Annotated in this window: 20 protein-coding genes; 8 read left to right on the top strand and 12 right to left on the bottom strand. The window is 68.2% G+C overall.

Annotated features, from left to right (window positions below; genetic code table 11):
- Positions 1–25: 25 nt before the first annotated feature.
- On the bottom strand, positions 26–229 hold the full coding sequence (locus ACVN9Z_RS11630; RefSeq protein ID WP_458213400.1) for a hypothetical protein: 204 nt from the start codon (positions 227–229) through the stop codon (positions 26–28).
- A 94-nt stretch (positions 230–323) separates the two neighbouring features.
- Here ACVN9Z_RS11630 and ACVN9Z_RS11635 point away from each other — a divergent pair, with 94 nt between their 5' ends.
- The 3 genes from ACVN9Z_RS11635 to ACVN9Z_RS11645 all read left to right on the top strand — a co-directional run bounded on the left by ACVN9Z_RS11635 (position 324) and on the right by ACVN9Z_RS11645 (position 2,077).
- Complete coding sequence (locus ACVN9Z_RS11635) at positions 324–1,007, top strand: HAD family hydrolase (protein ID WP_458213401.1); 684 nt, start codon at positions 324–326, stop codon at positions 1,005–1,007.
- An 84-nt stretch (positions 1,008–1,091) separates the two neighbouring features.
- On the top strand, positions 1,092–1,739 hold the full coding sequence (locus ACVN9Z_RS11640; RefSeq protein WP_026382362.1) for an OmpA family protein: 648 nt from the start codon (positions 1,092–1,094) through the stop codon (positions 1,737–1,739).
- A gap of 11 nt (positions 1,740–1,750) precedes the next feature.
- Entirely contained in the window at positions 1,751–2,077 is a 327-nt protein-coding gene (locus tag ACVN9Z_RS11645) for a 4a-hydroxytetrahydrobiopterin dehydratase (protein ID WP_150101517.1), read from the top strand.
- Between the two features lie 56 nt (positions 2,078–2,133).
- Here ACVN9Z_RS11645 and ACVN9Z_RS11650 read toward each other — a convergent pair whose 3' ends face one another.
- From ACVN9Z_RS11650 to ACVN9Z_RS11675, 6 genes are all read right to left on the bottom strand, one after another.
- Positions 2,134–2,589 carry a MarR family winged helix-turn-helix transcriptional regulator gene (locus ACVN9Z_RS11650; protein ID WP_006388841.1) on the bottom strand — a complete coding sequence of 152 codons (456 nt, stop codon included), beginning with the start codon at positions 2,587–2,589 and terminating at the stop codon, positions 2,134–2,136.
- The gene (locus tag ACVN9Z_RS11655) at positions 2,586–2,807 is read right to left on the bottom strand and encodes a hypothetical protein (RefSeq protein WP_173000778.1); all 222 of its coding nucleotides are present in this window, start codon (positions 2,805–2,807) and stop codon (positions 2,586–2,588) included. Before ACVN9Z_RS11655 ends, ACVN9Z_RS11650 begins: the two co-directional genes overlap by 4 nt.
- Positions 2,804–4,438: an FAD-dependent monooxygenase gene (locus ACVN9Z_RS11660; protein ID WP_150101516.1), complete on the bottom strand. Its 1,635-nt coding sequence runs from the start codon at positions 4,436–4,438 to the stop codon at positions 2,804–2,806. The genes ACVN9Z_RS11655 and ACVN9Z_RS11660 overlap by 4 nt, the downstream gene beginning before the upstream one ends.
- A 135-nt stretch (positions 4,439–4,573) precedes the next feature.
- Positions 4,574–5,272, bottom strand: a complete 699-nt coding sequence (locus ACVN9Z_RS11665; RefSeq protein WP_006388844.1) for a DUF6776 family protein — start codon at positions 5,270–5,272, stop codon at positions 4,574–4,576.
- A gap of 159 nt (positions 5,273–5,431) precedes the next feature.
- Entirely contained in the window at positions 5,432–6,118 is a 687-nt protein-coding gene (gene murU, locus ACVN9Z_RS11670) for an N-acetylmuramate alpha-1-phosphate uridylyltransferase MurU (protein ID WP_054444384.1), read from the bottom strand.
- A complete protein-coding gene (locus ACVN9Z_RS11675) occupies positions 6,118–7,158 on the bottom strand; it encodes an aminoglycoside phosphotransferase family protein (protein ID WP_054516337.1) in 1,041 nt (346 codons plus the stop codon). Before ACVN9Z_RS11675 ends, murU begins: the two co-directional genes overlap by 1 nt.
- A gap of 168 nt (positions 7,159–7,326) precedes the next feature.
- On the opposite strand from ACVN9Z_RS11675, the gene ACVN9Z_RS11680 reads away from it, so the two are divergent.
- The 3 genes from ACVN9Z_RS11680 to rsmA are packed head-to-tail and all read left to right on the top strand — an operon-like array spanning position 7,327 to position 12,095.
- Positions 7,327–9,720: an LPS-assembly protein LptD gene (locus ACVN9Z_RS11680; RefSeq protein ID WP_458213402.1), complete on the top strand. Its 2,394-nt coding sequence runs from the start codon at positions 7,327–7,329 to the stop codon at positions 9,718–9,720.
- Positions 9,717–11,285, top strand: coding sequence for a peptidylprolyl isomerase (locus ACVN9Z_RS11685; RefSeq protein ID WP_047992622.1), 1,569 nt, complete (start codon positions 9,717–9,719; stop codon positions 11,283–11,285). The genes ACVN9Z_RS11680 and ACVN9Z_RS11685 overlap by 4 nt, the downstream gene beginning before the upstream one ends.
- A gap of 18 nt (positions 11,286–11,303) precedes the next feature.
- Positions 11,304–12,095, top strand: a complete 792-nt coding sequence (rsmA, locus tag ACVN9Z_RS11690) for a 16S rRNA (adenine(1518)-N(6)/adenine(1519)-N(6))-dimethyltransferase RsmA (protein WP_024067780.1) — start codon at positions 11,304–11,306, stop codon at positions 12,093–12,095.
- A gap of 69 nt (positions 12,096–12,164) precedes the next feature.
- Here the strand turns inward: rsmA and ACVN9Z_RS11695 are convergent, their stop codons facing one another.
- Positions 12,165–13,307: a glycerate kinase gene (locus ACVN9Z_RS11695; RefSeq protein ID WP_045953353.1), complete on the bottom strand. Its 1,143-nt coding sequence runs from the start codon at positions 13,305–13,307 to the stop codon at positions 12,165–12,167.
- A 106-nt stretch (positions 13,308–13,413) separates the two neighbouring features.
- On the opposite strand from ACVN9Z_RS11695, the gene pyk reads away from it, so the two are divergent.
- Entirely contained in the window at positions 13,414–14,856 is a 1,443-nt protein-coding gene (gene pyk / locus ACVN9Z_RS11700) for a pyruvate kinase (RefSeq protein ID WP_047992620.1), read from the top strand.
- Between the two features lie 76 nt (positions 14,857–14,932).
- Here pyk and ACVN9Z_RS11705 read toward each other — a convergent pair whose 3' ends face one another.
- The gene (locus ACVN9Z_RS11705; RefSeq protein ID WP_006388852.1) at positions 14,933–16,162 is read right to left on the bottom strand and encodes a nucleoside recognition domain-containing protein; all 1,230 of its coding nucleotides are present in this window, start codon (positions 16,160–16,162) and stop codon (positions 14,933–14,935) included.
- 148 nt (positions 16,163–16,310) lie between these two features.
- Here ACVN9Z_RS11705 and ACVN9Z_RS11710 point away from each other — a divergent pair, with 148 nt between their 5' ends.
- Entirely contained in the window at positions 16,311–18,584 is a 2,274-nt protein-coding gene (locus ACVN9Z_RS11710) for an acyl-CoA dehydrogenase (protein ID WP_458213403.1), read from the top strand.
- Here ACVN9Z_RS11710 and def read toward each other — a convergent pair.
- Genes def through ACVN9Z_RS11725 form a run of 3 tightly spaced genes read right to left on the bottom strand, consistent with a single transcriptional unit; the run spans position 18,572 to position 20,667 of the window.
- Positions 18,572–19,105 (bottom strand): peptide deformylase, encoded by a 534-nt coding sequence (def, locus tag ACVN9Z_RS11715; RefSeq protein WP_049052782.1) that lies wholly within the window; start codon positions 19,103–19,105, stop codon positions 18,572–18,574. The two genes, ACVN9Z_RS11710 and def, sit on opposite strands and share 13 nt — an antisense overlap.
- Before the next feature lie 18 nt (positions 19,106–19,123).
- Entirely contained in the window at positions 19,124–19,519 is a 396-nt protein-coding gene (gloA, locus tag ACVN9Z_RS11720) for a lactoylglutathione lyase (protein ID WP_006388855.1), read from the bottom strand.
- A gap of 11 nt (positions 19,520–19,530) precedes the next feature.
- Positions 19,531–20,667, bottom strand: coding sequence for a 2-aminoethylphosphonate--pyruvate transaminase (locus tag ACVN9Z_RS11725; RefSeq protein WP_054439553.1), 1,137 nt, complete (start codon positions 20,665–20,667; stop codon positions 19,531–19,533).
- Between the last annotated feature and the right edge of the window lie 52 nt (positions 20,668–20,719).

Consider the following 20,719-nt stretch of genomic DNA (forward strand, 5'->3'; position numbering starts at 1 on the left):
GGCGGGAAGGGCCGGCCGCGGCCAATCACGCCACGCCGGGCAAGGTAATTGCAATTGCAATTGTTTCGAAGGCAATTTTATCGTGACCCGATTCAATTGCAAGCCCGGCCGCTCCGCGCGTTCGCGCGCCGCCGGACGGCACGTTTTCGTGATCGTGGCGATCGCCCGCACTGCCCTGGATCGCGCCGCGCACGCCTGCCGTGCCAACTTCGCGCAGGCCTGCCAGCATTAAGGTTCAACTTAAAGGTACTTGTATCCAGGCTAAATCACGGCCAGCGGCCATGTCTCTATAGTGGTGCCATCGAATTCCAAGGAGTATTGCCATGTCCGCCGTTGCCGCGCCCGCCGCCTATCCCCGTGTCGTGCTGTTCGATCTGTTGACCGCGTTGCTGGATTCCTGGACGGTGTGGAATGCCGCCGCGGGGTCCGAGGCGCGGGGCCGGGCCTGGCGCGCGGAATATCTGCGCCTGACCTATGGCTGCGGCGCCTACCAGCCGTATGAGCAACTGGTCGAGGCGGCGGCCTTGGCGGTCGGATTGCCGGCCAGCGCGCCGGCGGCGTTGGAGGCGGGTTGGGATCAGCTTGCGGCGTGGGATGGAGCGCGGGAGTTGCTGGCTGCCTTGCGGCCGCACTGCCGGCTGGGCGTGGTGACCAATTGTTCGAGGCGCCTGGGACACCGCGCGGCGGACCTGCTGGGCGTGGATTGGGACGTGGTGGTGACTTCGGAAGAGGCGGGCTACTACAAGCCGGACCCGCGGCCCTACCAGCTGGCCCTGGCGCGCCTGGAAACGCCGGCATCGCAGGCGGCGTTCGTGGCGGGTTCCGGATATGACCTGTTCGGCACCAGCAAGGTGGGGCTGGCCACCTACTGGCACAATCGTGTCGGCCTGGCATTGCCGGCGGGCGCGCCGGCGCCCGCCGCGCAGTCGGCGCGACTGGAAGATGCGTTGCCGTGGCTGGCCCGGTTCGGCGGGGCCGGCCGCGACGGTACAAACTGTTGCGCGTAGCCGGCTGACACGGGGGACGGACCTGGGCTTAACATGATCCTGCCGGCATGGTGCCGGCGCACCGACAGGATCGTGGAGGTTGTCATGCACTCAAGAACAATGCTCAAGCGTATCGCTGTAGTCGCGGCATCGGGCGCCCTGCTGGCGGGTTGCGCCACCCAGCAGCAAACCAATACCGCCGTGGGGACCGGGGCCGGCGCCGCCGTGGGGGCCGGCATCGGCGCCCTGATCGGCCATGGCACCGGCGCGGCCGTGGGCGCCGGCATCGGCGCGGTGGCCGGCGGCCTGATCGGCTACAACTGGAAGGTGGTGAAGGACGATGTGCAGCGGTCGGGCGCGACTTCGCTGGGCATCGACGTGGTCGAAATGCCGGATGGCAGCCTGAAGGTCAATATTCCCAGCAATGTGTCCTTCGACACCGACAAGACCGATCTCAAGCCGGCGTTGCTGCCGGTGCTGGACAGCGTGGCGCGTTCGCTCAACCAGCATCCCGAGTTGCGCGCCAAGGTGGTGGGCCATACCGACAGCACGGGCGCGTTGGCGCACAACCAGACCCTGTCGGTGAACCGGGCGCGCAGCGTGACGGATTATCTGTCGCGCCAGGGCGTGGCGGCGACACGGCTTTCGGTCGAGGGACGCGGACCCAGCGATCCGATCGGCGACAATGCCACCGCCGAAGGCCGGGCGCTGAATCGCCGGGTCGAAGTCTATCTGTACGCGGTCAAGTCGTAGCGGAGTTCACCATGAGCATGTTCCCCCCAGCCCGCATTGGCACCGACACCGCGGTCGCCGCCCTATCCGGTTGGCAGGCGGTGGCGATGCGCGACGCCATCGAAAAGCGCTTCCGGTTCCCCAATTTCAACGCCGCTTTCGGCTTCATGGCGCGCGTGGCCATGTTCGCCGAGAAGCTCAATCACCACCCCGAATGGACCAATGTCTACAACCGGGTGGACGTCATGTTGACCACGCATGACGCGGGCGGCGTGACCGAGCTGGATGTGCGCATGGCGCAATTCATGGACGAGGCCGCCGCGCAGATGGGCGCGACCGCGCCGAAAGCAGGCATCTAGAACGCAGCGGGAAGGCAGTCCGCCCGCCCGCCGGCGGGCGGACGAGCCGGCGGCGCTCAGTCTTGCGGCGCCTCGGGGCGTTCGCGCTGGTGCGCGATCAGGCGGTCGAGCATGTCGCCCAATTGGCGTTGCTCTTCGGCGCTCAGGCAGCCGAAGATATCCTGGTTGCGGCGCGCGATCAGGTCGATGATGCGTCGATACTGCGCCTGGCCGGTGGGGGTCAGGGACAGCACGACGCCGCGGCCGTCCGCGGCCGAATCCTTTTTCTCGATCAGCCCGCGCCCGGCCAGGGCCTGGGCCGAGCGGCTGGCCTGGCCCTTGTTCAGGTTGGCGGCCCGGGCCAGGTCGTTGACCGATAGCGGCGCGTAGCGGCCGATGGCCGCCAGGCAGCGCGCTTCCCCCAGCGGGATGCCGCAATCTTCCAGGTAGGCGCGATTCGTGTCCCGGTCGGTGATCTTGTTGATCACGTGGAGGCGATAGGTCAGGAATCGTTCGAGGGCGGGCGTGGTCACGTCGGGCTGTCGGCGGTGGCGGCGGGATAGTTTGCCACAGGGGCGGCGCACGCGGCCTCGGCCTGCGCCAGCAAGGCCGAGGCCGCCTGGGCGTCGGGCAGGCGCGCCAGCGCCGACAGGCCCAGGATCGACAGGAACAGCGGCGCCCGCGCTTCGCCCACCCGTGTCAGGGCCTGCGCCATCCGGGTGTAGACCTGGTCCAGTTGGTCGTCGTTCATGGTTGTGTCTCCTGGCGGGACGATTCGAGCATGGGGTAGTAGGGCGCCAGTGCGGCGCGCAGGGACGTTGCGTCGGGCATGGCCCAGCGGCCCATCACGTAGCCGTCCGGGCGCAGCAGCCAGGCCGTGCCGGGTTGCGCGCCAAAGCGGTCGTGCAGATGCCCGTGCGGATCGCTCCAGGCGCCCGGCGCGGGCCCGCCCACCACGATCGTGACCAGCGGGCCGGGGGCCTGGCGGGTGGCGGCGGCCAGCCTTTGCAGGCCAGCGGCCATCGCCGCATCCGGCGCGCAGGCCAGCAGCACGAAGCCCTGGCCGAAACAAGCGCTGAGGTAGCGCGGAACGGCGTCGGCATCGGCCAGCAGCAGGTCGGGAGCCGGCTGGCCGGGCGCGGCGGCCAGGGGCTGCGCGGCGGCATCGTCCGCCAGGTTCAGCGGCGAGCCCTCGTAGGAGATGGGGGCGGACTGGCGCGGATTGATCAGCGGCCGCACCCGCTCGTCGCTCAAGGCCAGCCGCAGCGCGGCCTCGCGCATCAGCCGAAAGCCGAAGTCGGGGGGCGCCATGAATTCGGTGCTCTTGGCGCCGTAGGCCAGGTTCTGGCGGGTGGCGTGGACGCGTTCGTCGCTGTAGCTGTCGAGCAGGCTGTCGGGCGCCTGGCCGCGCAGGACCCAGGCCAGCTTCCAGGCCAGGTTGCCGGCATCGTCCAGGCCCGAATTCAGGCCGCGCACGCCGAAGATCGGCACCAGGTGGGCGGCGTCGCCCGCGAACAGCACGCGGCCATGGCGGTAGCGCTCCAGCGTCAGGCATTTGGCGTTGTAGAGCGAGATCCAGAGCGGCTTCCATGGCGCTGTTTCGCCAATCATGTCCAGATGGCTCTGCACGCGGGGCAGCACGTTGCCGGGGGCGACGGCGTCGGCCGCGTCTTCGTCGTCGCGGATCTGATAGTCCACCCGCCAGACATTGCCGGGTTGGCGGTGCATCAACAGCGTCGAGCCGGGATTGGAGGGCGGATCGAACCAGGCCAGGCGTTCCACCGGCCGGTGGGACGCCTGCTCGATATCGACGATGACGTAGCGGCCTTCGTATTGCATGCCCTCCAGCTTCAGGCCGAGCGCTTCGCGCACGCTGCTGCGCCCGCCATCGCAGGCCACCAGCCAGTCGGCCCGCAAGGCATGGCGGTGTCCGGCGATGTCCACATCGACCTGCACGCCGTCCGCCGTCGAGCGCACGCCGACGGCGCGGGCGGACCAATGCAGTGCCGCCGGGCCTGGCTGGCGCTGCAAGGCCTGATGGGCGTATTCCTCGACGAAGTACTGCTGGATGTTGACCATGGGCGCGAAGCGCTGCAGCGGGTCGTGCGGCATTTCGAAGTGCAGCACTTCGCGGTCGCGGTAGTAGCTGCGGCCGCCGGTCCAGGGCAGTCCGGTGGCATTGAGCGCCGCGTCGGCGCCGATCCAGCCGAGTATTTCCTGCGAGCGGCGCGAGATGCAGATGGCGCGGCTGCCGTCGCAATAGCCGTCGTCGGCTTCCAGCGTGAGCGAGGCGATGCCGTAGTGCGCGAGCAGGGCGGCCAGGGTGAGCCCCACCGGACCGCCGCCGACGATCAGGACGGGCACGTGGGCAGGCAGTGTCATCAGGTCTCCGATAGTTGGTTGTTTGCGCAACTATATAATCGAAATGGTTGAGTGCGCAACCATTTCGACTGGACCAAAAAAAAACCGCCGGCGAGGGCGGGTTCCGTGTGGCGCGATGGCGTTCAGTTGCGCACTTCAGTTGCGTACGTAATAGATGCGCATCGCCTGCTGTTTCTGGTTGCCGTCCATGACGCGCAGCACCACGACCTTGGGCGTGAAGCCGTCCGGCAACTTCAACTGGCCCAGGGCGTAGTCGTAACGGTCGACGTTGAGGGCGGGGCCTTCCGGCGTGACGGTGGCGGCGCGGCCATTGGAGTAGCTGCCATCGATCGAGAAGGTGAGCGTGCCCTTGAAGGGCGCGCCGGTGCGCTCTTCGCGCATCACCAGCACCTGGTAGTCGAGCAGGCCGGGCTGGCGCTTGAAGGTGGCCGAGCGGATGCCCAGGTTGCCGCCGCGCGGATCGGGCGGCATGGCGTCCTGGAACAGCACCAGTTCCTTGTTCAACGTGTCCAGCTTGGCGCGGGCGTCGGCCAGGTCCGCGGTGAGCTTTTCATGGCCGGATTTGTTGGCGTCGCGCTGCTGCGTGGCTTCTTCGAGCTGGCTTTGCAGGCGCTGGTTTTCCAGCTTGGAGGCGCTGAGTTCGGTGTGCAGTTGTTCGGATTGCTCGACGGTCAGCCGCTGCGGGCCGTAGTTGGTCTGCAGGAAGAGCACGCCGCCCGCGCCGAGGGCGATGCCCACCAGCAGCAGGACCAGCCAGCGCGGCATGCGGCGCGTGCGTTGGCCGGGTTGGTATACGGAGGGCTTGAATACGGCCCGTTGCGATCTTCCAAACATCCCCATTCCTAGAAAACGTCCTGTGTGTTGTGCTTGGCCGCGCGCCGCGCGCACTGGCCAAAGCGTCAGAGAATACCCGGTTAACCGGGCGCGATGGGTACGCGGACAAGCCTGGTTGCGCACCTTGATATTGTGAAATATGTGGGCATCGAGCGGACCTCAGGCCGGACTGGAACCGAGCTCGGCATCGAGGTCTGCCAGCCGTTGGGGGGTGCCGACGTCGACCCAGCGGCCGGTATGGCGCGCGCCGCGGACGTGATCGTGCTCCATGGCCTGCCGCAGCAGCGGTGCGAGCCGCGCGGCCGTGCCGCGGGCCACGCCCGCGAATAGCATGGGATGGTAGACGCCGATGCCGGAGAAGGTCAAACGGGGTTCGCCGTCAGCGCGGACGCGGCCGTCGCGGTCCAGCGCGAAATCGCCGAGGGGATGTTGCGGCGGATTGTCGACCATCAGCAGCCAGGCGCCGCCCGCGGGCAGCGCGGTTGCCAGGGCGGGGGCGGCGGCCGGGTTCCAGTCGCACCAGATGTCGCCGTTGATGACGAGGAACGGATCCGGTCCCAGCAGCGGCAGCGCCTGGGCAATGCCGCCGGCGGTTTCCAGGGCGGCGGCCTCGGGGGAATAACGGATCCGCAGGCCGAAGGCGGCGCCGTCGGCCAGGGCGCGCTCGATCTCGTGGCCGAGCCAGGCGTGGTTGATGACAACGTCCCGGAAGCCGGCCGCGGCCAGCCGTTCCAGGTGCCAGGCGATCAGCGGCTTGCCGCCGACCGGCAGCAGCGGCTTGGGCAGCCGGTCGGTCAGCGGACGCATGCGTTCGCCGCGGCCCGCGGCGAGGATCATGGCGCGCATCAGAAGGTGTATCCGACGCTGACCTGGCGGTCGTCGAGCCTGTCCAGCAGGCGCAGCAGGGGCGTGAAGACGCCGTAGCGCTGCGCCACCTGGCGCACGTAGCCGTTCACCCGCGGCATATGGGCCAGGTAGTGGGCCTTGCCGTCGCGGTGGTTCAGGCGCGCGAACACGCCCAGGATGCGCAGGTTGCGCTGCAGGCCCATCCATTCGTAGGCGCGGTGGAACTCGGCGAAATCGGCGTCGACCGGCAACCCGGCCGCGCGCGCCATTTCCCAGTAGCGGATGGCCCAGTCGAGCTGCTGGGGCTCTTCCCAGGTGGTCCGGGCATCCGTCACCAGCGACGCCAGGTCATAGGTGATGGGGCCGGCCAGGGCGTCCTGGAAATCGATGACGCCGGGGTTGGGGCCGTATTGCGGCTGGTCGCAGACCATCAGGTTGGGCGAATGGTAGTCGCGATGCACCAGCACCGTGGGCTGGTTGCCATTGCTGGCCGAGAGCAGGGCGAAGATCTTTTCCAGCGCCTGGGCGGTCTTGTCGTCGAGCGTGGCGCCGTGGTGCTTCTGTACGTACCACTCGGGAAACAGCTTGAGTTCTTCGGCCAGCCGCGCGCTGTCGTAGTGGGCCAGGCCGGTGGTCCTGGCCTGCTGCAGGCGCACCAGCGCCGCCAGGGCGTCGCGGTACATCGATTGCAGGCTGGCGTCGTCCACGCCGTCCTGGATGCGCTGGTAATAGGTCTGCTCGCCCAGGTCGGACAACAGCAGCAGCCCCTGGCCGAGGTCCTGCTCGATGACGGCGGGCACGTTCAGGCCGGCGTCGCTCAGAAGCTGGTCCACATGCAGGAAGGGGCGGCAATCTTCATGCTGGGGCGGGGCGTCCATCACAATCAGGGTACGACCGGCGGCGTCCAGGCGGAAATAGCGGCGGAAGCTGGCGTCGGCGGAGGCGGGGCGCAGGGTATCCACCGCCAGTCCCAACGCGGCGGGCAGGCCTTGCAGCCAGGCGCGGATCTGCTCCAGGCGGGGGTCATGATCGTTTTTCAAGGAAGATCCGTGTCAGAAGTGCAATATTGCGGAAAAATGGGTTGCGCGCACATAAGGCTGGGCGTCTGGCGCGGCTTCTCTATAATACCGGCTCGTTTCCGTTAGCATTGGCCCTTCCCGGGCGCCTTTGCCTGGTTCCCCCATCGTAAAAAAGGGCTGTTTTCACTCGTGCGCAAGGTTCGGTGGTTGATCCTATCTGCTATCAGCGTCGCCGGGGCCGTTCAGGCCCAGGGCAGCCAAGGTTCGGCTTCCTCGGCGACGTCGATCACCGCGGCCCCCGAGCTGCGCACGTCCCCCGGACTGCGGATGCACCGCCTGCCGGACGGCAACATTCCCGCCTATATGGAAGCGGACACCATCGAGGGTGATCCGGATTCCGACCTGACCCTGACCGGCGCGGCGCAGGTTCGCCGCATCGACGGCGTGATCAAGGGCGACCGCATCAACTACCGCAAGGACACCGGCGAGGTCGACGTGCAGGGCAACGCCCGCATGATGCGCGATGGCACGCTGGTCACCGGGCCCAACGCCAAGTTCAACGTCGACAAGTATTCGGGCGAAGTCGAAAAGCCGAATTTCTGGCTCGGCGCCACCGGCGGCTTCGCCGTGGCCGACAAAGCCGACATCTTCAGCAAGTCGCAGATGCGGCTGCACACGGTGACCTACAGCGGCTGCTCGTGCGAGACGCCGTCGTGGTACATCAAGGCCAACACGGTCGACATCGACTTCGACGAAAACGAAGGCGTGGCGCGCAATGGCGTGCTGTACTTCAAGGACGTGCCGATCCTGGCTTCGCCCTACATGACCTTCCCGGTCAAGAAGGAGCGCAAGTCGGGTTTCCTGATGCCGACCTACGGCACCACCAGCAAAGGCGGTTTCGACTTCTCGCTGCCGTACTACCTGAACATCGCGCCGAATTACGACGCAACCCTCCAGCCGCGCTACTTCTCCAAGCGCGGGCTGCAACTGGGGGGGGAATTCCGTTACCTGGGGGCGAGCTACGCGGGCAGTGTCTACGGCGCCTATCTGCCGCATGACAACGTAAGTGGCGAAGACCGCTGGATGTACTGGTGGCGTCACCAGCAATTGCTCGGCAACGGCTTCTACGCCGACTGGGACGTGGCCAAGGTCTCGGACAACGATTACTTCCGCGATATTTCGCAGCTGGGTTTGAACCAGGCGTCCACCACCTATCTGCCGCAACGCGCGCGGGTGGGCTGGTCCTCGACGTACTGGAGCGCCTATGCGCAGGTCTACAAGTACCAGACCCTGCAGGATCCGGATGCGCTGTTGACGCCGCCTTATGACAAGCAGCCCGAGCTGTACCTGCGCGGCGCCCGCTACGATTGGGGCGGTTTCGACGTGGACTGGACCTCGACCGCGGTGCGTTTCAGCAAGCCGCTGTTCCTGGGCAATCGCAACGGTCCCAACGGCGACCGGCTGCAGACCTACCCGACGGTGTCGTATCCGATCGTCCGTCCGGGCTGGTTCGTGATTCCCAAGGCCGGAGTCAATTACACCCAATACCAGACCGATTGGTATAACGGCGACTGGCTCGGTTTGAACTCGGGCACGGCCAACGCCGGCACCTCGTTCGGCTATCCGCGCTCGCAGTCACGCACGGTGCCCATCATGTCGCTGGATGCCGGCCTGATCTTCGAGCGCGACACCACGCTGTTCGGCAAGGATTCGATCCAGACCCTGGAGCCGCGGCTGTACTACCTGCGCGTGCCGTACCGCGACCAATCCAAGATTCCGGTCTACGACACGTCGCTGTCCGATTTCAGCTTTTCGCAGGCCTTCGACGAGAACATCTACTCGGGCGGCTGGGACCGCATTTCCAACGCAAATCAGCTCACTGCCGCCTTGACCACGCGCTGGCTCGATGCGTCGACCGGTTTCGAGCGCGCCTCGGTGGCCGTGGCGCAGCGCCTGTACTTCGCCGATCAGAAGGTCACCTTGCCGGGAGAAACGCCGCGCGAGAATGTCCGGTCGGACTTCCTCGTGGGCGCCAGCGCGGCGTTGACCGATACCCTCACCACCGACGTGGCCGCGCAGTACAACCCCTATGACAACCAATGGTCGCGCGGGCTGCTTAGCGCCCGCTGGTCGCCGCAGCGCTTGACGACGGTGGCGCTGGCCTATCGTTATCAGCGCGATCCGCAGCCCGGCGTGCTCTACCAGCCGCAAGGGCAGAACCAGATCAGTCTGGCGGTGCAATGGCCGTTCACCAAGCGCTGGTACGGTGTGGGTCGGGTCGACTATTCCTTGCGCAACGGCCCGTCCAGCACGGTCAATGGCACCACCGATTCGCCCCGCGTCACGCAGGCCATCGCCGGCCTCGAATACAAGGGCGACTGCTGCTGGGTCGGCCGCATGGTCTTCCAGCGCTACGCCGTGTCGGCCACCGACGCCAATACGGCACTGTTCTTCCAGCTCGAGTTGACCGGCCTGGGTTCCCTGGGAACCGATCCGATGAACCTGCTGAACAGAAGTATCCCCGGTTACTCGCGCATCACCCCGCCCGCGCCGACCGGGACCACATTTGAAAGGTATGAATGATGCGTAGGTTGCACTCTTTGCGCCGCTTCTCCGGCAATGCGCTGTTGCTGGCTGTTTGCGCCGCCTTTTCCGCCGCGCATGCGGCGGAGCCGAATGGCAAGGGGACCAAGAACGCGCCCGCCGCCACGCAGAAAAGCGCACCGGCGCCCGCCGGGGAGCAGTTCGTCGACGGCATCGCGGCCGTGGTCGACAAAGACGTGATCACCCTGCGTGAACTACGCGACGCCTCGCTGCGCATTGCCGCTGAATTGAAGACCCGTGGCATCCAGGTGCCCGACGACAAGGCGTTGCAGCATCAGGTGTTGCAGCGCCTGATCATGGAACGCGTGCAACGTCATGAAGCCGACCGGCTCGGCATCCGCGTCACTGACGCCCAGGTCGATCAGGCCATCACCACGATCGCGGGTCGCAACAAGATCAGCGTGGCGCAATTGCGCGCTGAGATCGAGAAATCCGGCGTCTCCTGGGACAGCTACCGCAAGTCGTTGATGGACGAGATCCGGTCGGACCGCCTGCGTCAGCGCGCGGTGGATTCCACCATCGTCATCTCCGATGCCGAGGTCGACGCCTTCCTGAAGGACCAGCGCCGCAATCCGGCCTTCGCGGCCGCGCCGCAGCAGGCCCAGCCGCAGCCGCAACCGGAAGCCGCGCCCGAGCAGGCCGCCGCGCCGGCCGGCCCGATGCTCTATGCCGTGGCCCAGATCCTGGTGCGGGTGCCGGAAGGCTCGTCGCCGGAGCAACTGGCCGCGCTGCGCAAGAAGGCCGAAGACCTGCTGGCGCGCGTCAAGCGCGGCGACGACTTCGCCAGCCTGGCCGCCGCCAGTTCGGACGGTCCCGAAGCGCTGCAGGGCGGCGTCATGGGCGTGCGCCCGCTGGACGGTTGGCCCGACCTGTTCGCCAAGGCCATCGCCAATCTGCAGAAGGGCCAGGTCAGCGGCCTGCTCCAGAGCGGCAACGGCTTCCATATCCTCAAGGTGATGGATCGTGGCACGGCCCAGCCGGCGCCCAGCCGCACCGCCCGCGCCCCGGTTCCCACGCCGGCGCCGCAACCCCGTCCGCAGCCGCAGGCCCAGGCGCCGCAAGGCCCGGTGGAAGTGATGCAGACGCATGCGCGCCACATCCTGATCAAGACCTCGACGGTCATGAGCGACGAGCAGGCGCGCCAACGCCTGGAGCAAGTGCGCCAGCGCCTGGTGGCCGGCGATGCCAAGTTCGACGACATGGCGCGCCAGTATTCGCAGGACGCGACCGCGCCGCAGGGCGGCGACCTGGGCTGGCTCAACCCCGGCGAGACCGTGCCGCCCTTCGAGGCCGCCATGAACGCGCTCAAGCCCGGCGAGATCAGCCAGCCCATCCAGACGCCGTTTGGCTGGCACCTGATCCAGGTCGAAGAGCGCCGCCAGCACGACGCCACCGACGACCTGGCCCGCATGAAGGCGCGCCAGACCTTGTTCGAGCGCCGCGCCCAACCCGCTTTCGAAGACTGGCTGGATCAGTTGCGCGCCCAGGCGTACATCGACAACCGGCTTGAAAAGCAGGACCGTATCAACCAGAACAACCGCTGATCGCAGCCCGGGTTTTTCATGTCTCAACACCAGGCGCGCAAGCGCTTTGGCCAGAACTTCCTGACCGACGAAAGCGTGGTCGAGTCGATCGTGCGGGCGGTCAATCCCGCCCGCGGCGATACCGTGGTCGAGATCGGCCCCGGTCTGTCGGCGCTGACGCGGCCCTTGCTCGAACGGCTCGATCACCTGACCGCGGTCGAGATCGACCGCGACCTGGCGGCGCGCCTGCGCAAGCAATTCGAGGAAGGCCGCCTGACGGTGGTCGAGGCCGACGCGCTGACGGTGGATTTCTCGCAGTTCGGCGCGGGCCTGCGGGTGGTCGGGAACTTGCCCTACAACATCTCCAGCCCGTTGCTGTTCCACCTGATGGCCTGGGCCGATCATGTGCGCGACCAGCATTTCATGTTGCAGCGGGAAGTGATCGACCGCATGGTCGCGCAGCCCGGCAGCGGCGATTTCAGCCGCCTGTCCGTGATGTTGCAATCGCGCTATCGCATGCACAAGCTGTTCGACGTGCCGCCGGAGGCGTTCGATCCGCCGCCCAAGGTGGTGTCGGCGATCGTGCGGATGGTGCCGCTGCCGGCCGAGCGCCTGCGCCCGGTCAGCGCGCGCGCGTTCGAGACCGTGGTGGCGCGCGCCTTCTCGCAGCGCCGCAAGATGCTGCGCCGGGTGCTGGCCGACTGGGCGCCGCAGGTGCCCTGGGAGGCGCTGGACATCGCGCCCACCGCGCGCGCCGAGGATATCTCGGTGGACCGCTACATCCGCCTGTCGGATGCGCTGGTCGAGGCCGGCGTGTTGCAGGGCGGTTGATGCCGCGCCGCCACAGGCAAGCAAAAGCCCGCGATCAGCGGGCTTTTTTTCGTCATGACGCGGTGACCACTACAGCATGCGCTTCTGCGCCGCCATCCACAATTGCATGACGTCGCGCGCGCGGTCATGCAGCAGGCGTTCGGCATCGGCCAGGGCCTGTTGCAGGGTGATCGGACCGGGCGCCAGGCTGAAGGCGGCGCTGATGCCGCCTGCATGCAGGGCCTCGTAGCCGTCGCCCAGCGAGCCGGCCAGCGCCACCACCGGCACGCCGGCTTGTTGCGCGATGCGGGCCACGCCCGCGGGCGTCTTGCCGCGCAGGGTCTGCGCGTCCATGCGGCCCTCGCCGGTGAAGGCCAGCGTGGCGCCTTCCATGGCCTGGGCCAGCCCGCCCAGCTCGGCGACGATCTCGACGCCGGGCCGGAAGTCGGCGTTCAGGAAGGTCTTGGCGGCGAAACCCAGGCCGCCGGCCGCGCCCGCGCCAGCGTCATGGCGGCGGTCGCTGCCCAGCTGGCGCGCGCAGATGTCGGCAAAGTGGCCGAGCATGGCGTCCAGCGTCTGCACCTGTTCGGGCGTGGCCCCCTTCTGCGGGCCAAAGACATGCGAGGCGCCTTGCGGGCCGCACAGTGGATTGTCGACGTCGGATGCGATGATGATGCGCGTGTTCGCCAACCGGGAGTCGAGGCCGCGTGGGTCGATGCTGGCCAACTGGCCCAGCGCGCCGCCGCCGGGAGGCAGGCTGCGGCCGTCCTTGTCGAGCAGGCGCAGGCCCAGCGCGGTCAGCATGCCGGCGCCGCCGTCGTTGGTGGCGGAGCCGCCCAGGCCGAGGATGATGCGCACGGCGCCGGCGTCCAGCGCCGCCAGGATCAATTCGCCCACGCCGTGACTGCTGGCGCGCAGCGGGTCGCGCCTGGACGGCGCGATCAGTTCCAGGCCGGCGGCCGCCGCCATTTCGATGACGGCGGTGCCATCTTCCAGCAAACCCCACACGGCATCGACCTTGTGGCCCAGCGCATCGTTGACCGTGCGTTGGCGCGCCTGGCCTCCCGCCGCCGCGAGCACCGCCTCGACCGTGCCTTCGCCGCCGTCCGCCATCGGGATGCAGACCGTGTGCGCGCCGGGACAGGCGGCCTTGACGCCGCGCGCGATGGCCGCGGCCGCGTCGGGGGCGGAGACGCTTTCCTTGAAGGAGTCGGGTGCGATGACGATTTTCACGAGGTCGGCCACGGTGCGTTGAGGGACGGGATGTCGATCATGATACCCGCGTGTCCGCCGCCGTCGTACCATAGCGCTTTCGTTGTTCATGTGAGAGTGGATCGCCATGCCTGTATTGCGCCGCACCAAAATTGTCGCCACCCTGGGCCCCTCGACGTCGACGCCGGAGCGCATCGACGCCATGATCAAGGCCGGCCTGGACGTGGCGCGGCTGAACTTCTCGCACGGCAGCGCCGACGACCACCGCGAACGCGCCCGCCTGGTGCGCGAGAGCGCCGCGCGGCAGGGCCGCTTCGTCGCCATCATGGGCGACCTGCAGGGCCCCAAGATCCGCATCGCGCGCTTCACCGACAAGCTGGTGCAGCTGCAGGTCGGGCAGCCGTTCACGCTGTCGCGGGTGCATCCGAAGGACGCCGGCACGGCCAGCATCGTCGGCATCGACTATCCCGAGCTGGTGACGGACTGCCGCGTCGGCGACGAGCTGCTGCTCGATGACGGCCGCGTGGTGCTGGTGGTCGACAGCGTCGCGGGCGACGAGGTCCACACCACCGTCACGGTGGGCGGCCCGCTGTCCAACAACAAGGGCATCAACCGCCGCGGCGGCGGCCTGTCGGCGCCGAGCCTGACCGACAAGGACCGCGTCGACATCAAGCTGGCCGCCGAAATGCAGCTGGACTACGTGGCGGTGTCGTTCCCGCGCTATGGCAGCGATATCGACGAGGCGCGCGAACTGCTGCGCGCCGCCGGCAGCGAGGCCTGGATCATCGCCAAGATCGAGCGCGCCGAGGCCGTGGCCGACGACGAGGCGCTGGACGCGCTGATCCGCGCCAGCGACGGCGTGATGGTGGCGCGCGGCGACCTGGGCGTTGAAGTGGGCGACGCCGAACTGGTCGGCATCCAGAAGCGCATCATCCAGCACGCCCGCACCCTGAACAAGGTGGTGATCACCGCGACCCAGATGATGGAGTCGATGATCTCCAGCCCGATGCCCACCCGGGCCGAAGTCTCGGACGTGGCCAACGCGGTGCTGGACTACACCGACGCGGTAATGTTGTCGGCCGAGAGCGCCTCGGGTTCGTATCCGGTCGAGACGGTGCAGGCCATGGCGCGCGTCTGCCTGGGCGCGGAAAAGCATCCCACCAGCACGCAGTCGCACCACCGCCTGGGCGAGACCTTCACGCGCTGCGACGAAACCATCGCGCTCGCGGCCATGTACGCGGCCAACCACTTCCCCGGCGTCAAGGCCATCATCGCGCTGACCGAAAGCGGCCACACGCCGCTGATCATGTCGCGCATCCGCTCGGGCGTGCCGATCTACTGCTACAGCCCGCACAGCGTCACGCAGAACCGCGTGACCATGTTCCGCGGCGTCTACACCATCCCGTTCGCGCCGTCGGACTACGAGCCGGCGGATCTCAGCAACGCCGCCATCGACGAGCTGAAGAAGCGCAATCTGGTGAAAGAGGGCGACTGGGTCATCCTGACCAAGGGCGACTTCTACCGCGACAGCGGCGGCACCAACGGCATGAAGATCCTGCTGGTGGATTGATCGGTCTCGCGGCGCGCGGTGCCTGTAGGCAGGCCTGGCGCGCCGTCGAGGCAGCGTGGCTGGCGGCCGGCGCCGTTCAACCGAAGAACCAGTAGCACACGCCGATGGCCGCCAGCACCCCGGCCAGGTCGGCGACCAGCGCGCAACCCACCGCGTGGCGCGCGCGCAGGATGCCGACCGAGCCGAAATACACCGCCAGCACGTAGAAGGTGGTTTCGGTGCTGCCTTGCACCACCGCCGCCAGCAGCGCGGGGAAGCTGTCCACGCCGAAGTGCGTCATGGTTTCGAGCATCATGGCGCGCGCCGCGCTGCCCGAGAACGGCTTGACCAGCGCGGTGGGCAGCGCGTCGACGAAGCGCGTGTCCCAGCCGGCATTGGCGGCCAGCCAGCGGATGCCGTCGAGCAGGAAATCCAGCGCGCCCGAGGCCCGCAGCACGCCGACCGCGCACAGCATTGCCACCAGGTACGGCAGCAGGCTCTTGGCGATGTCGAAGCCTTCCTTGGCGCCTTCGATGAAGGCCTCGTACACCGGCACCTTCTTGCAGGCGCCGACGATGAGAAAGGCCAGCAGGATGCCGAACAGCGCCAGGTTGCCCATCAGCGACGACAGCGCGGCGATGGCGCTGGCCGACATGCTGGCCAGCAGCGCCATGAAGCCGCCCAGCAGCAGCGCCGCGCCGCCCAGCCACAGCATCACGACGGGATCGATCAGGCGCAGGCGCTGGCACGCCGCCACCGCCAGGAAACCCGCCAGCGTCGACGCGCTGGTGGCCAGCAGGATCGGCAGGAACACCAGAGTGGGATCGGGCGCGCCCTGCTGCGCGCGGAACATGAACAGCGTCACCGGCAGCAGCGTCAGCGACGAGGCGTTGAGCACCAGGAACAGGATCTGGGCATTGCTGGCGGTGTCGGGTTTGGGATTGAGCGATTGCAGTTCGCGCATGGCGCGCAGGCCGATGGGCGTGGCGGCGTTGTCCAGCCCCAGGCCATTGGCGGCGAAGTTGAGCGTGATCAAGCCGATCGCGGGGTGGTTGCGCGGCACCTCGGGCATCAGGCGCGCGAACAGCGGCCCCAGCAGCCGCGCCAGTTTTTCCACCAGCCCGGCGCCCTCGGCGATGCGCAGGAACCCCAGCCACAGCGTCAGCGTGCCGAACAGCAGCACCATCACCTCGACGGATACGCGCGCCATGTCGAACAGGCTGGCGACCATGGCGCGGAACACGTCCGGGTCGCCGATGGCGAGCCAGCGGTACAGCGCGGCCGCGGCGGCGGTCAGGAAGAAGCCCAGCCAGAGTTTGTTCAGCATGCGGTGTGTGCCCGGATAACGATTGGATTGCGCACCAGCGCGGGGAGGCTCATTGTCGCAGAGTCGGACCATCGCGGTTTGGCCCCGATGGCGCAATTCTGGTACTTTGCCCCGATATGCCCAGTGGCATCGAACGACAGGGGGTCACATGGATTTCAACGCATGGCGCCGGCGCCGCATCTCCGAACCCGCGTACCGTTGGGCCCGCAACGCGATGCCGCCGCTGTCGGCCACCGAACGCGAGGCCATCGAGGCCGGCGACACCTGGTGGGAGGCCGACCTGTTCACCGGCAACCCCGATTGGCGCAAGCTGCTGGACGTGCCGGCCGCGGCCCTGACGCCGGATGAGCAACGCTTCATCGACGGCCCGGTGGCGCAGCTGTGCGCCATGCTGGACGAATGGGACATCACCTGGCACCGGCGCGACCTGCCGCCGGAAGTCTGGAATTTCCTGAAGGCGCAGCGCTTCTTCGGCATGATCATCCCCAAGCGCCACGGCGGCCTGGGCTTCTCGCCCTACGCCCACTCCGAGGTGGTGCGGCGCATTTCCGCCTATTCCATCACCGCCGGCGTCACGGTCATGGTGCCCAATTCGCTGGGGCCGGGCGAGCTGCTGATGCAGTTCGGCACGCAAGCCCAACGCGACTACTGGCTGCCGCGCCTGGCCGACGGCCGCGAGGTGCCGTGCTTCGGCCTGACCAGCCCCGAGGCCGGCTCCGACGCTGCCTCCATGGTCGATACCGGCGTGGTCTGCCGCCAGGTGGTGGACGGCCGCGAGCTGATCGGGGTGCGCTTGAACTGGCACAAGCGCTACATCACGCTGGGGCCGGTGGCCACGGTGCTGGGGTTGGCGTTCAAGATGTCGGATCCCGACGGCATCCTGGGCGGCGGTCCGCGCGACATCGGCATTTCGGTGGCGCTGGTGCCGACCGACGCGCCCGGCGTCGAGATCGGCCGCCGCCACCTGCCGGCGATGCAGGTGTTCCAGAACGGCCCCAACCGCGGCCGCGACGTGTTCGTGCCGCTGGACGCGCTGATCGGCGGCGTCGAGCGCGCCGGGCACGGCTGGCAGATGCTGATGAGCGCGCTGGCGGCGGGGCGTGGCATTTCCTTGCCGTCGCTGTCGGCGGCGGCGTGCGTGATGAGCGCGCACGCCACCGGCATGTACGCGCGGGTGCGGGAACAGTTCGGCATCCCGGTCGGCAAGTTCGAGGGCGTGCAGGAAAAGCTCGCCAGCCAGGCGGGCAACGCGTACCTGGTGGAAGCGGCTCGGCGCCTGACCTGCGCGGCGCTGAACCAGGGCGTGAAGCCGGCGGTGGTGTCCGGCATCATGAAATACCACGCCACCGAGCGCATGCGGATATCGGTCAACGACGCCATGGATGTGCATGCCGGCCGGGCGGTGATCGACGGGCCCAGCAACTACCTGGGCGCGCTGTACCGGGCGGTGCCCATCGCCATCACGGTCGAGGGCGCCAACATCCTGACGCGCAACCTGATCATCTTCGGCCAGGGCGCGATCCGCGCCCACCCCTACCTGATGCCGGAGATCCTGGCGCTGGGCAATCCCGACGAAGAGCGCGGCATGGAGGTGTTCCACGACGTGTTCTGGCGCCACCTGCGCCATACCGGCATGAACACGCTGCGCGCCATCGGCCGCGCCTGGACCGGTGGCGTGCTGGCGCCGTCGCCGGTGTGCGGCCCCACCGCCGGCCACTACCGCCGGCTGGGACGCTATGCGGCCGGCTTCGCGCTGCTGGCCGACGCCACGCTGGCGCGGCTGGGCGGCGGTCTCAAGCGCCGCGAGCTGCTCTCGGCTCGGTTGGGCGACATCCTGGCCGAACTGTACCTGCTGTCGGCCGTGCTCAAGCGCTGGGAGGACGAAGGGCGCAAGCACGACGACCTGCCGCTGGTGCGCTGGTGCATGGAGCAGGGCTACGCCGAGATCGAGAAACGCATGGACCAGGTGTTGTCGAACCTGCCTGGCCGGCCGTTGGCCTGGGCGCTGCGCGCGGCCATCCTGCCGCTGCGACTGGCGCGGGGGCCGGGCGATGCGCTGACCCGCGAATGCGCGGAACTGCTGCTCAAGCCGTCGCCCACCCATGCGCGGCTGGCGGCCGACCTGCAACGTTCAGCGGGCGGTGGCCAGGGCGATGACGATCCGCTGGCGCTGTTGACCCGCGCCTTCGCCGTGGTCGATGCGGTGCAGCCGATCCGTGACCGGCTGCGGCAGTCGGGCGTGCGCGATTGGCGCGAGGCGCACCGGCACGGCGCCATCACGGCGACGCAGGCGGCGCAGTTGGAGGAGGCCGAGGCGATCGTCTCGCGGGTGCTGCAGGTGGACGATTTCGCGCCGGAGGAACTGGCTCCGGGGCAGGAGCCGAGCCCGGCTCCCGCCCCGAAGGACGATCAGTCGTCCTGATTCGGGTCCATGCCGGGGAACAGGATTTCGGTGAAGCCGAATTTCGAGAAATCCTGGATCCGGGAAGGATAGAGCCGGCCGATCAGGTGGTCGCATTCGTGCTGCACCACGCGGGCGTGGAAGCCCTCGGCCTCGCGGTCGATGTCACGGCCGTAGGGATCCTTGCCCTGGTAGCGGATGCGACGGTAGCGCGGCACCAGGCCGCGCAGCCCCGGCACCGACAGACAGCCTTCCCAGCCGTCTTCCATGTCGTCGGACAGCGGCGTGATGACCGGGTTGCACAGGATCGTCTGCGGCACCGCCGGCGCGTCGGGATAGCGCTCGTTGCGGTCAAAGCCGAAGATGACCAGTTGCAGGTCGACGCCGATCTGCGGCGCGGCCAGGCCCACCCCTTGCGCCGCCGCCATGGTCTCGAACATGTCTTCGATCAGGGCGTGCAGCTCGGGGGTATCGAAGCGCTCGACCGGCGGCGCGACGCGCAGCAGCCGGGGATCGCCCATTTTGAGGATGGAGTGGATCATGGCGATGGCGGGTGGGGTTCAGTCCACTCGTCCTTTTTTCTGGATGAATTCGATCTTGTAGCCGTCCGGATCTTCCACGAAGGCGATCACGGTGGTGCCGTGTTTCATCGGGCCGGCCTCGCGGGTGACCTTGCCGCCGCGTTCCTTGACCTTGTCACAGGCTTCGTAGGCGTTGTCGACTTCCAGGGCGATGTGGCCGTAGCCGGTGCCCAGGTCGTACTTGTCGGTGTCCCAGTTGTGGGTCAGCTCGATCACGGCGCCTTCGGATTCATCCTGGTAGCCGACGAACGCCAGCGTGAACTTGCCATCGGGGTAGTCGTTGCGGCGCAGGACGCGCATGCCGAGCACGTTGGTGTAGAAGTCGATGGACTTGTCGAGGTTGCCGACTCGCAGCATGGTGTGGAGCATACGCATGGTGGAATTCCTTAAGCGATGAGAGGTGGCGGGAAACCCTGGACGTGGGGTTCCCCGGTTATGCCGAGGTCTTGCAGCGCGCCGCCCATGGCGTCGACCGCAAGCCGCATCTGGTCGGGCCCGAAGGCGCCGATGCAACCGACCCGGAAAGTGGGCGGTTCGGTGTTGGTGAAATTGCTGAGCACGAAGCCACGTTGCTTGACCGCGTCCACGAACAGCTGCAGGTTCCAGGTCGGCGCGTCGGGCGCGTGCACGTTGACGACGATGGGGCCTTGCAGCGCGGGCGGCAGGTAGGGGCTGAGCCCCAGGCCGGCCACGCCGTCGTAGAGGGCGCGCATGTTGGCGGTGTAGCGCGCCAGGCGGGCTTCGCGGCCTTCCTGATGATACAGCTCCAGCGCCACGGCCAGCGCCGCCAGTGTCGGCGCCGGCGGCGTGAAGCGCGGGCCGGCGTTGGGCGCCAGGGTGTGCTGGTAGATGTCGGCCAGGTCCAGCGACCAGCTGCCGGCGTTGCCGCGCGCCGCTTCCAGGCTGTCGCGGCGGCCCACCACGAAGGCGGCGCCGGGCAAGCCCTCCAGGCATTTGTTGGCGGTCAGCACCACGGCGTCCACGGCGGGCAGGGCGCGCATGTCGAGCGGCAATGCGCCGAACGCCGAGACCGCGTCAACGATGACGCGGCGGCCCAGAGAATGGGCGATGCGGGCCAGTTCCGGCACGTCATGGCAGATGCCGCTGCCGGTCTCGCTGTAGACCAGCGCCACGTGCGTCAGGCTCGGGTCCTGCTCCAGCGCCTGCGCCACGGCCAGGGGATCGACGCGGTCGCGCGCGCCCACGTACAGCGGCACGGCGACGCGGCCGGCCTCGGCGGCCAGTTTCTGCAGGCGGCCGGCGTAGGCGCCGGTGGAGGGCACCAGCAGGCGGCCGCCGGGCGGCACCAGGGTGCGGATGGCGGCTTCCACCGCGAAATGGCCGCAGCCCGGCAGCGCCAGCGCCACGTGCTCAGCCGCATCGGCCTCGGCCACGCGCAGCACGTCGGCGCAGACCTGGCGGTACAGCGCGCGGAATTCGTTGTCCCAGGGCGCGTAGTCCTGCGCCATGGCGGCCTTGACCCGCGCATCGGTCGTGACCGGGCCGGGAATCAGCAGAAGCATGGGGTTGTCTCCGTGGGGGCTGGGCCGATTGCGGGAGCGTCTCGCACCGACC

Source organism: Achromobacter sp. KK8 (assembly GCF_054188005.1).